The organism is Segatella copri (assembly GCF_002224675.1).
Lineage (GTDB): Bacteria > Bacteroidota > Bacteroidia > Bacteroidales > Bacteroidaceae > Prevotella > Prevotella copri_U.
This window is the reverse complement of sequence record NZ_NMPZ01000001.1, coordinates 365,320-379,292: the sequence shown is the minus strand read 5'-3', so window position 1 is coordinate 379,292 and position 13,973 is coordinate 365,320. Positions and strand designations below refer to the sequence as shown.

12 protein-coding genes and 4 tRNA genes are annotated in these 13,973 nt (G+C 47.8%); 14 read left to right on the top strand and 2 right to left on the bottom strand.

From position 1 onward, the window contains the following. The 10 genes from recR to CFT61_RS01675 all read left to right on the top strand — a co-directional run bounded on the left by recR (position 1) and on the right by CFT61_RS01675 (position 7,119). The gene (gene recR / locus CFT61_RS01720) at positions 1-612 is read left to right on the top strand and encodes a recombination mediator RecR (RefSeq protein WP_089542737.1); all 612 of its coding nucleotides are present in this window, start codon (positions 1-3) and stop codon (positions 610-612) included. A gap of 6 nt (positions 613-618) precedes the next feature. Continuing rightward, positions 619-1,053 (top strand): hypothetical protein, encoded by a 435-nt coding sequence (locus CFT61_RS01715; protein ID WP_142990528.1) that lies wholly within the window; start codon positions 619-621, stop codon positions 1,051-1,053. 41 nt (positions 1,054-1,094) lie between these two features. Next, the gene (locus CFT61_RS01710; protein ID WP_089542735.1) at positions 1,095-2,246 is read left to right on the top strand and encodes a glycosyltransferase family 2 protein; all 1,152 of its coding nucleotides are present in this window, start codon (positions 1,095-1,097) and stop codon (positions 2,244-2,246) included. Positions 2,247-2,311: 65 nt separating this feature from the next. Next, entirely contained in the window at positions 2,312-2,821 is a 510-nt protein-coding gene (locus CFT61_RS01705) for a GNAT family N-acetyltransferase (RefSeq protein ID WP_089542734.1), read from the top strand. Positions 2,822-2,920: 99 nt separating this feature from the next. After that, a tRNA-Asp gene (locus CFT61_RS01700) sits at positions 2,921-2,994 on the top strand. 39 nt (positions 2,995-3,033) lie between these two features. Further along, positions 3,034-3,107 (top strand) — tRNA-Asp (locus tag CFT61_RS01695). Between the two features lie 37 nt (positions 3,108-3,144). Continuing rightward, positions 3,145-3,221: transfer RNA gene (locus CFT61_RS01690), tRNA-Asp, on the top strand. Positions 3,222-3,250: 29 nt separating this feature from the next. After that, a tRNA-Asp gene (locus tag CFT61_RS01685) sits at positions 3,251-3,324 on the top strand. 221 nt (positions 3,325-3,545) lie between these two features. Continuing rightward, positions 3,546-4,976, top strand: coding sequence for a sodium:solute symporter (locus tag CFT61_RS01680; protein ID WP_089542733.1), 1,431 nt, complete (start codon positions 3,546-3,548; stop codon positions 4,974-4,976). Positions 4,977-5,091: 115 nt separating this feature from the next. Continuing rightward, the gene (locus tag CFT61_RS01675) at positions 5,092-7,119 is read left to right on the top strand and encodes a M13 family metallopeptidase (protein ID WP_089542732.1); all 2,028 of its coding nucleotides are present in this window, start codon (positions 5,092-5,094) and stop codon (positions 7,117-7,119) included. Positions 7,120-7,173: 54 nt separating this feature from the next. On the opposite strand, the gene CFT61_RS01670 is transcribed toward CFT61_RS01675, so the two are convergent. Both CFT61_RS01670 and truA read right to left on the bottom strand, forming a co-directional pair. Beyond that, the gene (locus CFT61_RS01670; RefSeq protein ID WP_089542731.1) at positions 7,174-8,091 is read right to left on the bottom strand and encodes a DMT family transporter; all 918 of its coding nucleotides are present in this window, start codon (positions 8,089-8,091) and stop codon (positions 7,174-7,176) included. Positions 8,092-8,159: 68 nt separating this feature from the next. Continuing rightward, complete coding sequence (gene truA / locus CFT61_RS01665) at positions 8,160-8,942, bottom strand: tRNA pseudouridine(38-40) synthase TruA (protein ID WP_089542730.1); 783 nt, start codon at positions 8,940-8,942, stop codon at positions 8,160-8,162. A gap of 166 nt (positions 8,943-9,108) precedes the next feature. Between truA and dapA the strand changes: the two genes are divergently transcribed. From dapA to CFT61_RS01645, 4 genes are all read left to right on the top strand, one after another. Then, positions 9,109-9,996 carry a 4-hydroxy-tetrahydrodipicolinate synthase gene (dapA, locus tag CFT61_RS01660; protein WP_089542729.1) on the top strand — a complete coding sequence of 296 codons (888 nt, stop codon included), beginning with the start codon at positions 9,109-9,111 and terminating at the stop codon, positions 9,994-9,996. 89 nt (positions 9,997-10,085) lie between these two features. Further along, positions 10,086-10,973, top strand: coding sequence for an AraC family transcriptional regulator (locus CFT61_RS01655; RefSeq protein WP_089542728.1), 888 nt, complete (start codon positions 10,086-10,088; stop codon positions 10,971-10,973). Positions 10,974-11,112: 139 nt separating this feature from the next. Next, on the top strand, positions 11,113-12,516 hold the full coding sequence (gene uxaC / locus CFT61_RS01650; protein ID WP_089542727.1) for a glucuronate isomerase: 1,404 nt from the start codon (positions 11,113-11,115) through the stop codon (positions 12,514-12,516). Positions 12,517-12,620: 104 nt separating this feature from the next. After that, positions 12,621-13,940 carry a YihY/virulence factor BrkB family protein gene (locus CFT61_RS01645; protein ID WP_089542726.1) on the top strand — a complete coding sequence of 440 codons (1,320 nt, stop codon included), beginning with the start codon at positions 12,621-12,623 and terminating at the stop codon, positions 13,938-13,940. Positions 13,941-13,973 lie beyond the last annotated feature (33 nt).

Here is a 13,973-nt window from a genome sequence, read left to right as displayed (position 1 = left end):
ATGGTGCAGCAATATTCTTCTGCATTATTGGAAAAGGCAGTGGGGGAGTTTTCCAAGCTGCCGGGTATAGGGCGCAAGACAGCTTTGCGCCTTGTGCTTTTTATGCTCCGTAGGGAGGAAGGGGATGTGGATCAGTTTGTGGATGCCATCGCCCGGATGAAGCGCGAGGTGAAGTACTGTCGTGTGTGCCATAATATCAGTGATACCGAAGTGTGCCCCATCTGTTCCGATCCCCGGCGCGATGCCTCTGTCATCTGCGTGGTGGAAAATGTGCAGGATGTGCTGGCGGTGGAGAATACCCAGCAGTTTCATGGATTGTATCATGTGCTGGGTGGCATCATCTCGCCGATGGATGGTATCGGACCTGCCGACCTGGAGATTGATTCTCTGGTACAGCGTGTGGCTGCGGGAGGAGTAAAGGAGGTGATTCTTGCCTTAAGCAGTACGATGGAGGGCGATACCACCAATTTCTATATCTCGCGCAAGCTTGCCGACTATCCCGTGAAGCTCTCCGTCATAGCCCGAGGCATCTCTGTGGGAGATGAACTGGAATATACCGATGAAGTGACGTTGGGTAGAAGTATCCTGAACAGAACACCATTTAATCAATAGAAATAAATGAATATCAAACAAGTACAACGAATATTGATGACCAACTTCCTCTTTATGCTGTTGGTGGCTTTACTGCTGGTAGTTCTCTATGAAACGGAGATACTGACCGCCAATGATATCGCTGCCAACCAGACGATGATGTTCGGCATCCTGGTAGTAATGGAGCTTGCCACCATTGTGGTGATTCCGATGGCGCTGAAGCTGTTCAGCCTGAAGGCAATCCGCCGCAAACTGTTGGCAGAAAAGGGCGATGCTCTGCTTTTCTGGGGCACTACCCGTATCAACATGCTCTGTCTGCCTATGCTCATCAATACCTTTATGTATTATCAGACCATGTCGCCTGCATTCGGCTATATGGCAATCATCCTTGTGCTCTGTCTTTTCTTCGTGTATCCGTCTATCGGCAGATGTATCGAGGAAACCAGTGAGGAGGGAGAATAGGTGATAGTTTTGTAGTTAACACTTAATCGTTAAGATAGGCTTTGAAACTTTCGGTTATCATAGTAAGCTATAATGTGAAGTATTATCTCGACCAATGCATCCGCTCGGTACTCCGTGCCTTCGAAGTGATACAGGGGGATGATGCTTCATCTGCTTCATCTTCCTCCGGAAAGAAGGATGTGGCAGAGATCATCGTGGTGGATAATCATTCTTCCGATGGATCGCTTGAGTATCTGCAGCGCCGCTATCCCCGTGAAGCATATCCGATGGTACGGTTTGTGGGCAGCAACCACAATCTGGGTTTTGCCCGAGCCAACAATATCGCCATCCGGCAGAGCGAGGCGGAGTACGTGCTCCTTCTGAATCCTGATACCATCGTGGGCGAGCAGGTACTGAGCGAATGCATCCGCTTTATGGATGCCCATCCCGATGCGGGAGCGGCAGGCGTGAGGATGCTGAATGCGGATGGCAGATGGGCGATGGAGAGCAGGAGAGGATTGCCTACACCGATGGTTTCCTTCTTCAAGATGCTGGGATTCTGCAACCGATGGCCCAAGCATCCGCTGTTTGGACGCTATTATATGGGATTCCTGCCATGGGATCAGCCGAACCGGATAGAGGTGGTGAGTGGCGCTTTCTGCATGTTGCGCCGTAAAGCTCTGGATCGGGTGGGACTGTTAGATGAGGATTTCTTCATGTATGGAGAGGATATCGATCTTTCCTATCGCATATTGAAGGGCGGTTATCACAACTATTTTCTGCCTTTGGATATCCTGCATTATAAGGGAGAGAGCACGCAGAAATCCAGTTTCCGCTATGTGCATGTCTTCTATGAGGCGATGCTCATCTTCTTCCGCAAGCATTATGCGGGTATGTCGCTACTCTTGAGTCTTCCTATCCGGACTGCCATCTATGCCAGTGCTTCCGTAGCGCTGGTCAGGATGCTGATGGCGAGAATGAGAAAGAGTCTGGGGGTCTTTACGCCTTCTGTGGTGGATGAATCGGAGTATCTGCTGTTTGATGCCGATAAGATGAGTTACGGGGAAATTCTGCATCAGCTTTCGCTCCGGGCGGATGAGCCTGACAAGCTGGCTATCTATACCCGGGAGATCGGGAAGGTGATAACGGAAGGGGATGTGATGGATATGGATGAAATGCATAATATATATAAGGTACGCGCGTACATTATATAATAGGTGCTCATATCATAGTAGGTAGATTAGGAAATATAATAGGAAAATATTTATTTGGGAGGATTATGGAAGATAAGAAGATTCGTTTAAGAGCTTTGGAACCGGAAGATCTGGATTTTCTCTATGAAATGGAGAATGATGAAAGTCTCTGGGGGATGGGGTGCACCAATGTGCCGTACTCCCGCCAGGTGTTGCTCGACTATATTACTACGGCTACGGCGGATATCTATACCGACAAGCAGGTTCGCTTGATTGTAGAAAATGAGCAGCAGGAGGCGGTGGGCATCATCGATCTGATGAATTTCGAACCCCGCCATCAGCGTGCCGAGCTGGGAATTGTTATCAAAAAGGAACATCAGCATCAGGGCTTGGCACAGTTGGCTATCCGTCTTTTGATGCAATATGCATCAAATGTGCTGCATTTGCATCAGATTTATGCCATTGTAGCGGAAAGTAACCAAAATGCCGTGAAAATGCTTGAAGTAGTTGGCTTTCAGGGTGATAAATTGCTGAAAGGATGGCTGAAGACGGGCAGTGGATATGAGGACGCATATTTTTTTCAATCTTTTTTGTAAAAATATAGCGGAAAAATTTGGTGGAATCAAAAAAATGTAGTACCTTTGCACTCGCAAATGAGAAATGCGCTATAAGCGGTTAAGTTAATATCTTAATTTGGTGCGTTAGTTCAGTTGGTTAGAATGCCTGCCTGTCACGCAGGAGGTCACGAGTTCGAGTCTCGTACGCACCGCTTCTGCACGTTTCGATTTCGCAAGATTATACATTGACTGGTGCGTTAGTTCAGTTGGTTAGAATGCCTGCCTGTCACGCAGGAGGTCACGAGTTCGAGTCTCGTACGCACCGCTGGTCAAGTTAGTATAAGCTCCATTTAAATAAGTTTGGTGCGTTAGTTCAGTTGGTTAGAATGCCTGCCTGTCACGCAGGAGGTCACGAGTTCGAGTCTCGTACGCACCGCCAACTTTTTTTAAATACTCCTCCATAATAATGGTGCGTTAGTTCAGTTGGTTAGAATGCCTGCCTGTCACGCAGGAGGTCACGAGTTCGAGTCTCGTACGCACCGCTGAAACCTTCGGGAAGTGATTCTCGAAGGTTTTTGCTTTTTATACCCCCTGATTCTCTCCATTCTTCACTCTTCGTTTTTCACTCTTCACTCCTCACTCTTCGTTTTTCACTCTTCACTTTCTTTCTGTATGTTATTTCTTTGTTAAGTTATGAAAATAATTTTGTTATTTCCTTAAATTACTGTACCTTTGCAACGTAAATAAAGATATAAGAGAAAAAATGATTATCATCATCACTATTTTGGCATATTTCTGCGTGCTGTTGCTCTTTAGCCATATTACGGCAAGGCGTACCAGCAGCAATGAAACTTTCTATAGGGCGAACAGGCGTTCGCCATGGTATATGGTGGCTTTCGGAATGGTGGGGGCCTCTATTTCGGGCATCACCTTCGTGAGTGTGCCGGGTATGGTGATGAAGACTGATATGACCTATCTGCAGATGTGCATCGGCTTTATCCTGGGCTACTTTCTGGTAGGTTTTCTCCTGCTGCCTATCTACTACCAGTATAATCTCACCACCATCTACAGCTTTCTGCAGCAGCGGTTGGGCGAACGTTCCTACAAGACGGGTGCTTCGTTCTTTCTGTTGTCGAAGATGACGGGAGCGGCAGTCCGCTTTTTCGTGGTCTGCATTCTGTTACAGCGGTTCGTGCTCGATGGAGTGGGAGTTCCGTTCTGGGTGACGGTACCTATGATGGTGATGCTCATTTGGCTCTATACCCGCAAGGGTGGCATCAAGACGCTGGTGTGGACGGATTCCTTCCAGACTACCTGCATGTTTGCTGCGCTCATCCTGATTATCTATCATGTGGTGGCAGCTTTGGGAATGACGCCATCTGAGGCTATCACGGCAATCGCCCACGACAGTCATTCGCGCATCTTCGTCTTTGACGACTGGATGTCGAAACAGAATTTCTGGAAACAGTTCCTGAGCGGCGTGTTCGTGGTAATCGTGATGACGGGATTAGATCAGGATATGATGCAGAAGAATCTTACCTGCAAGTCGCTTCGTGAGGCTCAGAAGGATGTCTGTACCTATGGTTTCGCCTTTGTGCCTGCCAATCTGCTTTTCCTGAGTCTGGGTGTGTTGCTGATGATGCTGGCACAGAAGCAGGGCGTAGCGCTGCCGCAGGCTCCGGATGATCTGTTGCCGATGTTCGCAGCTTCGGGAGTGATGGGAACCCTGGTAGTGGTACTGTTTACCATCGGCATCGTGGCGGCGAGCTTTTCGAGTGCCGATTCTGCATTGACCGCGATTACGACGAGTCTGTGCGTGGATATTCTGGGCAAGAAGGATGATGTGAAGCTTCGCAAGCGTATGCATCTGCTGGTGGCTTTCGTCTTCATGCTCTTCATCATCGCTTTCAAGGCGATTAATTCTACGAGCGTGATAGATGCCATCTACATCCTCTGCTCTTATACCTATGGTCCGCTGCTGGGCTTGTTTGCCTTCAGTCTGCTCACCAAGCGTCAGGTAAACGACCGCTGGTCGCCATGGGTCTGCATCGCCAGTCCGCTCATCTGCTTCGCCATCGATACCCTTACCTCGCAGTATGTGGGCTATAAGTTCGGCTATGAGCTTCTGATGCTGAATGGCACCCTGACATTTGCAGGTCTCGCCCTGTCCACCGCCAGGCGTTCCGAACAGTAAGTCCACCGTCAGGCGTTCCGACGGATTTGCAATCCGTCGTTAAAAAATGTTCGACCTATTAAACCGGGGGATTTGAAATCCCCCATACAAAAAAGATTTATTTAATAAAACAATAATGAGAACAAAAGTATTATTCGCAGCATTGTTGCTCAGTGCAACAACTGCTTTTGCCCAGCAGGAGAAGTTGGGCTCCGGTATTGACAAGACCAATATGGACTTGACCATCAAGCCGGGTAATGATTTCTATCGCTATGCCGCAGGCAACTGGATGAAGAATCATCCACTCGATGCCGAGCATACAGACAATGGTGCTTTTACCGACCTCTTTGAGCAGAACCAGAAGCGCATTCAGGACATCATCCTTGAATATGCTTCCAAGCCACAGCAGAAGGGTTCACTCGGACAGAAGATCGGTTCGCTCTACAACCTCCGTATGGACAGCGTTCGCCTGAACAAGGAGGGATGGGCACCTATCAAGCCAACTCTCGACCGCATTGCAGCCATCAAGGACCGCAGAGAGTATCAGCTCGTTACCGCTCAGCTCGATTTCCGTGGCGAGGGTACCATGATGTATGGCATCGGTGTGGGCGCCGACCTTCGTGATGCTGCCAACAACCTCGTTGAGGTAGGACAGAGTGGTCTTGGTCTTGGTGTACGTGATTACTATGTAAACGATGACGAACAGACCAAGAAGATTCGTGATGCATACAAGGCTTATATGAAGAAGCTCTTCCAGATGGTAGGCAACGATGAGGCTACAGCCCAGAAGAAGATGGAGGCTGTGATGGCTATCGAGACCCGCATCGCTAAGGCAAGCTATAGCCAGGTACAGCTCCGCGACATCGACAAGAACTATCACAAGATGACCTACAACCAGCTCGTGCTCGATTACCCTGGCATCGACTGGGGCAACGTGTTCCTGGCATCCGGTTTCCCTGCTTTCAAGGAAATTTGCGTGGGTCAGCCTGAACCAATCCACGAGGTTGAGAAGATTCTCGCAGAGACCTCTCTGGATGATCTGAAGACATACGCAGAGATCAAGGTGATTTCTGGTGCAACCAGCGTATTGAGCGATGATTTCCGTGCCGTATCCTTTGAGTTGAGCAAGGTAATGAGCGGTGTTCAGCAGGACCGTCCTCGCTGGAAGCGTGCTGTAAGTACCGTGAGCGGCGTGTTGGGCGAGGCTATCGGAAAAATCTACGTAGAGAAGTACTTCCCGGAGAGCAGCAAGAAGCGTATGCTCGAGCTGGTTCACAATCTCCAGACTGCGCTTTCACAGCGCATCGATGAGGCTACCTGGATGAGTGCTGCTACCAAGGCACAGGCTAAGGATAAGCTGGAGAACTTCATCATCAAGATCGGCTATCCTGACAAGTGGAAGGACTATAGCGGATTGCAGGTAGATGACAGCCTCTCTCTCTACGAGAATATGGCCAACATCTCTGAGTTCTTTACCAAGGATGCCATCGCCCGCAAGGTGAACAAGCCGGTAGATAAGACTGAGTGGGGAATGACTCCTCAGACTATCAATGCTTATTATAACCCAACTACCAACGAGATCTGCTTCCCAGCAGCTATCCTCCAGCCTCCATTCTTCGACCCAACAGCCGATGATGCGATGAACTATGGTGGTATCGGTGGTGTAATCGGTCATGAGATGAGTCACGGCTTTGATGATCAGGGTAGTCAGTTTGACAAGACCGGTAACCAGCACAACTGGTGGACTGCTGCTGACAAGAAGAACTTCGAGTCTCGTACCAAGATCCTGGTTGACCATTTCAACAAGATTGAGTTGGCTGGCAAGAAGGTAAACGGCCAGATGACCCTGGGTGAGAACATCGGTGACAATGGTGGTTTGAACATCGCTTTCCGTGCACTTCAGAATGTGATGAAGACAGAGAAGTTGGGTGTGAAGGATGGATTTACTCCAGAACAGCGCTTCTTCCTGGCATGGGCACGTGTATGGGCAGGCAATGCCCGTCCTGAGTACCTGCAGTATCTGATGACCGTGGATGTTCACTCTCCAAACGAGGCTCGTGTGAACGGTGCCCTCCCAATGGTGGATTCATGGTATAAGGCATTCAACATCAAGAAGGGCGACAAGCTCTTTGTTCCTAAGAACAAGCGTGCACATATCTGGTAAAAACATAAAAAAGTCTTGCAGGCACATTGGCTTGCAAGACTTTTTTTATAATCATTACTTCGTTCCGAAGTAGAGGAAGAGCATACCGAGCAAGACGAGGAGGAGATCTACGAACTTCGCCTTGAGGTTCTTCTCGTGGAAGATGGCTGCACCGAAGAGGAAGCTGACGATGACCGAACCACGACGAATCATACTTACGATACTGATCATAGCACCCGGCAGGCTGAGCGCATAGAAATATACGAAGTCGGCAGCCGAAAGGAAGATGCTGATGAAGATGATGCTCCAGTGCCAATGGAATGGAGTGGAGTTCTTCTTCGTTGGCCACCAGATCATCAGGAGCATGGCTCCCATGAGGAAGCACTGGTAGATATTGTACCAGCTCTGCACGATCATTCTATCCAATCCCACACCGCCATTCTCTGGTGGAGCCATCAGATACTTATCGTAGAGACCACTCACGGCACCGAGCACGGCAGCCAGTACGATGAAGTAGATCCACTTGTTGTGCTTGAAGTCGATGCCCTCCTTCTTTCCGCTGCGTGAAAGCATGGCAAAGGAGATGATGGCAAGGATGACACCAATCCACTGGTAGAGGTTGAGTACCTCACCGTAAACCAGCAGGGCACCTACGAGTGTCATTACCGGACGGGTGGCATTGATAGGTCCCACGATGGTGAGCGGCAGATGTTTCATGCCGAAATAACCGAAGATCCAACTGCTCAATACGATGAAACTCTTGAGCACGATGTACTTGTGAACTTCCCATCCGCCTTCAGCTACATGGAACATGGTTCCATCCAGCGAATTTCCTGTATAGCTCAAGATGATGAACGGCAGGAAGATGAGCGATGAGAAAAGCGTGTTCAGAAAGAGCACGGGAATCACTGCGTTACCTGAAAGTGCCTTCTTCTTGAAGGCATCATAGAATCCCAGCAGCGCTGCTGAGAGAAATGCTAATACTAACCACATTTTTATGAATGTTAAATGTTGAATGAGGCTCGCGCCTTTGTGTTTCTAATCTTTTATGATCTAATCTTTTAATCATTGAAATCATACCCCACGTCTTCCAGGAACAATGCGTTGCCTGGCATGCTTTCGCCCGCATCACTGCGGCTGCCATTGTGCAGGATGTCGAGAAACTGCTCCATCGTAATCTTTCCTCTGCCCACATCGATGAGCGTTCCCACCACGGCTCTTACCATGTTACGGAGGAAGCGGTTGGCGGTAATCTCGAAATACCAGGTGGTAGGGGAGGTCTGGACCCATCTGGCAGCCGACACGTGGCAGATGGTGGTCTTGTTGTCACCACCTGCCTTGCAGAAAGCCGCATAGTCTTCGTGATGCAGGAAATGCTGCGCCGCCTGGTTCATCTTTTCGAAATCCAGCGGGTAGTTCATCTGCAGCGAATAGTGGCGCTCGAAGGGATCCTTACGCGTATGGATATAATAATGATAGGTGCGCGAGGTGGCAGAGAAGCGGGCATGCATCTCGGTATCTACCTCCCGAACTTCATAGACGGCAATGTCGCGTGGCAGGATTCTGTTCAGACGATACACCAGCTGGTCGAGGGCCATCGGGATTCTTTCTTCCGAAACATTCTCTTCCGAAACTTTCTCTTCCGGATTCCAGTCAAAATGCGCCGCCATGTTCCGGGCATGCACCCCGGTATCTGTTCTTCCGGCTCCCACCACCTCTATCTCCTTTCTGAGGAGGATGGAGAGGGCGCGCTGCAACTCCTGCTGCACCGAATTGGCATTGGGCTGAATCTGCCAGCCGTGATAGTTGGTTCCGTCGTAACCAAAGAATATAAAATATCTCATTGCTTTTCACTTAAAACGGCTGCAAAGTTACTAAAAAAACGTGAAATATGGTATAATAATACAGAATATTTTCAAAAATGGTACAATCTTGAAAGAAAATTGCGATTTTATTTTGCAATATGCTAATAATTGTGTACTTTTGCCAACGATTTTGTTTATTTAGATTATGGCACAGAATATATTTAGGGGCCTTGGTGTTGCCCTCATTACTCCTTTTAAGGCCGATGGTTCGGTAGATTATCAGTCGCTCAAGCGATTGGTAGAGTTCCAAATTGACAATGGTGCAGACTTCCTTTGCATCCTTGCAACAACTGGTGAGGCTCCTTGCCTGACCCAGGAAGAGAAAGACAAGATTACAGAATTGGTGAAAGACGTGAACAAGGGTCGCGTCAAGATATTGAAATATTGTGGCGGCAACAATACTGCTGCTGTCGTAGAGGAAATCAAGAATACCGACTGGAGTGGCATCGATGGCATCCTCAGCATCTGTCCTTATTATAACAAGCCATCCCAGGAAGGTTTGTATCAGCACTTCAAGGCCATCGCACAGGTTAGTCCGCTGCCTATCGTACTTTATAATGTACCTGGCAGAACCGGTATCAATATGAAGCCGGAAACCACCTGCCGCATTGCCCGCGACTTCCCTAATGTGGTAGCCGTGAAGGAGGCGAGTGGCAGTTTGGAGCAGGTAGATGAGATCATCAAGAACAAGCCGGATAATTTCGAAGTAATCAGCGGTGATGATGCCCTTACTTTCTCTATGATTGCGAGTGGCGCTGCCGGTGTGATTTCTGTCATCGGTAATGCCCTGCCAAAGGCATTCAGTAGAATGATCCGTTTGGAGTTCCGTGGTGAGTACGAGCCAGCCCGCAAGATTCATCATTCCTTCACTGAGCTTTACAGCCTTCTCTTCGTAGATGGTAATCCTGCCGGTGTGAAGGCATTGCTCAATGATATGGGCTTTATCGAAAACGAGCTGCGCCTGCCGCTGGTTCCTACCCGTATCGCTACCAAGCAGAAGATGAGTGAAATCCTCAGAACTTTGAATATTTAATATATTGATTAGTGATTAGTTATTATTGATTATTACAAGCATAGAATAATCATTGATAACTAATCACTGCTCATTAATCACTATATATTATGGCTGAAGACAGAAGAATCATACATGAGATTACCCCGCTGATGGGTAAGGATGTGCTTTACATTGCCGACAGGCATAAGAAGGAGTTTACCTATCCGATACACAATCATTCGGTGTTCGAACTCAATTTTGTGGAGAATGCGGCGGGGGTAAAGCGTATTGTGGGTGATTCTCAGGAGATAATTGGCGACTTTGACCTCTGTCTCATCACATCGCCTGATCTGGAACATGTATGGGAACAGAACGTCTGTCGCAGTGAAGATATCCGTGAGATTACCATCCAGTTTGATTTCAGTATGGGTGACGAGACTCTCTTCGGCAGAAATCCGTATGCCAGCATTACCCGCATGATGCAGGAGGCGAAGAAAGGACTTTGCTTTCCCCTGAAGGCGATAATGAAGGTATATCATTTGCTGGATACCCTGAGTACTGTAAAGGATGGCTTTTATGCCGTGCAGCAGTTTCTCACTATTCTTTATGAACTGTCGAAGTGTGAGAATGTACGGACCCTGGCATCGAGCAGCTATGCCAAGGTTGCGGTGGAGGATGACAGCCGACGTATTCTGAAGGTGAAGAACTATATCTCGAAGAACTATATGGATGAACTCCGTTTGCCGGATCTCGCCTCGCTGGCGGGTATGAGCTCGAGTGCCTTCAGCCGATTCTTCAAGCTCCATACGGGCAGAAACATCTCGGAGTATATTATCGACCTCCGTCTGGGCTATGCCGCCAGAATGCTGGTGGATACAGCCAAAAGCATCAGTGAGATTGGGTTCGACTGCGGTTTCAATAACCTCAGTAACTTCAATCGCATCTTCAAGAAGAAGAAGGGGTGCTCGCCAAGTGAGTTCAGAGAGAACTATCATAAGACCAGAATTATCGTATAAAATACGCACAACGTAATCGTTTAAGTGAAATAATCAAAAATATTTCCCTTAAACGATTTCTTTTTGGGATATTTGTTGTATCTTTGCGTCATCATTAGTATTATTAAATAAATAAACATTTAAAAACTACTATACAGTTATGAAGCAATTTATGGATGAAAACTTCCTGCTTGACACCAAGACAGCGCAGGATCTTTTCCACAATCATGCGGCTAAGATGCCAATCATCGATTATCACTGCCACCTCATCCCTGAGATGGTTGCGAATGATCACAAGTTCAAGAGCATTACAGAACTCTGGCTCGGTGGTGACCACTACAAGTGGCGTGCTATGCGTACCAATGGTGTAGATGAGCGTTTCTGCACAGGTACTGACACCAGCGACTGGGAGAAGTTCGAGAAATGGGCAGAGACTGTACCATATACTTTCCGTAACCCTCTTTATCACTGGACACACCTGGAGCTCAAGACAGCTTTCGGTATCAACAAGCAGTTGAGCCCTAAGACTGCACGTGAGATCTACGATGAGTGTAATGAGAAGTTGCAGCAGCCTGAGTTCAGCGCTCGCGGCTTGATGCGTCACTATAATGTAGAGTGCGTCTGTACAACAGATGATCCTATCGATGATCTCCGTTATCACAAGCAGACACGCGAGAGCGGTTTCGAGATCAAGATGATTCCAGCTTGGCGTCCAGACAAGGCTATGAACATCGAGAAGCCTGATTTCGCTGAGTATATGAACAAGTTGGGCGAGGTAGCTGGTGTTACCCTCACTACTTTCCAGGATATGGTTGATGCTTTGCAGAAGCGTCACGACTTCTTCTCTGAGAATGGCTGTAAGTTGAGCGACCACGGTATCGAGGAGTTCTACGATGAGCCATACACAGATTCTCAGATTGAGACTATCTTCGCTAAGGCTATGCGTGGACAGCAGCTTTCTGCTCTCGAGATCCGTCAGTACAAGCATGCATTCCTCAAGGTTTGCGCTGAGATGGATCACGCTGCAGATTGGACACAGCAGTTCCACTATGGAGCTATCCGTGACAACAATACATTGATGTACAACAAGCTCGGTGCTGATACCGGTTTCGACTCTATCGGTGAGTTTACTACCGCTAAGGCTATGAGCAGCTTCCTCAATGAATTGAACATGGAAGGCAAGTTGACACGTACTATCCTCTATACATTGAACCCATGCGCCAACGAGGTAATCGCTACTATGCTGGGTAACTTCCAGGATGGTTCTTGCCCAGGCAAGATTCAGTTCGGTTCAGGCTGGTGGTTCAACGATCAGCTCGATGGTATGACCCGTCAGATGAACGCACTTTCTGTATTGGGTCTCCTGAGCCGTTTCGTAGGTATGTTGACCGACTCACGTTCATTCCTCAGCTACCCACGTCACGAGTACTTCCGTCGTTTGCTCTGCAACCTCCTCGGCAATGATGTAGAGAAGGGCTTGCTTCCTAACGACATGGAGAGCCTCTCTCGTATGGTAGAGGATATCTCTTACAACAATGCTCGCAACTACTTCAAGTTCTACTAAAGAGTAGTAGAATCTGATCAGCAAAATACTAAGACAAATCCCTTCACGGCATCTTCTGGGTGTTGTGAGGGGATTTGTTGCTTGATAACAAAAAACCGGAGTTTATGGGATTAATAGATAAAATAGTAGGTTTCTACGAGGATATCAGGGAGTTGAATTCTTCGAATATCCAGGATTTTCGAGGCAAGATGAAATCTTGGCTCAAGATGGGTATGCTCGCCGGCCGTATCTTCTATATCAAGGATATGTGGACCAGGGATGTGGCGGCATTAACCTTTGCCTCGTTTATGGCATTGATTCCATTCATGGCGATGATGTTTGTCATTGCCCGCGGTTTCGGTTATACGGCTATGCTGGAGTCGTGGCTATCTACCACTTTCGAAGCGCAACCCGTTGTGGCTCAGACTATCGTAAATTTCGTTCACAATTATATCGAGAATACGCAGAGTAATTATATCATCGGTACGGGTATTGTGATGTTTCTCTATACCATCATCTCACTGATGCAGAAGATAGAGCTTACCTTTGATGACATCTGGCATACGGGTGAGCGCTCGTGGAAGCAGATCGTGACAGAATATCCTACCATTCTTTTCGGACTGGGTATGATGATTCTCTTCGCCTCTTTCTTTAATGTATGGACAGTGAATGTGATAGATGATGTGGATAGGATTGCTGATATGGGAGAGACTATCCCGGCTTTCATCCTGCATGTAGCTGCATTTGTGCCGATGTTCCTATTCTTCGTGTTCTGCTATTGCGTGATACCTAATACCTATATCCGGTTTCGCAGTACGCTGGTGCCTTCGCTTCTGGCGGGCATCAGCATGACGGCATTGCAGTATGGATATATTTATCTGCAGGTATTCCTTTCGAGCTATAACGTAATCTATGGTTCGCTCGCCGCCATTCCGTTGTTTCTTCTGTGGCTCCAGATTTCGTGGGCAATCGTAGTGTTTGGTGCCTTGCTCTGCTATACCAACCAGAACCTGCATCATTATGACCTGGACTTGAAGTACGACCATGTGAAGTTGGAACAGCGTATCAAGGTCTGTGCCGTGGTGATGCATCAGGTGTGTCATCGCTTCAATGATGGTGAGCAGGCATTTACGCCGAAAGATATCCATGAGGTGACGAAGATTCCGCAGCAGATCATCAATCACGCCGTGAAGGAACTGCTGCAGGCAAAGCTGCTGGTGGAAATCCGAAGCGAGAAGAAGGGTAGTTTCGAGGAATCGATCATCCTGCATCCAATCGAGAAGATCGATCATCTTACCTATGGAGCGATGATAGAGCGACTCTTTACCTATGGGGCTGATGTTGTGGGACTTGCTGAGCAGAACCCTGACTGGGAAAAGTGGAAAGACATAGATGTCCTGAATGCAGAGTTCGTAGAAAGTGGCAAGAGTATAAATTTCGTTTAATATTAATTAGAATAATAGTATATAAACCTTTAA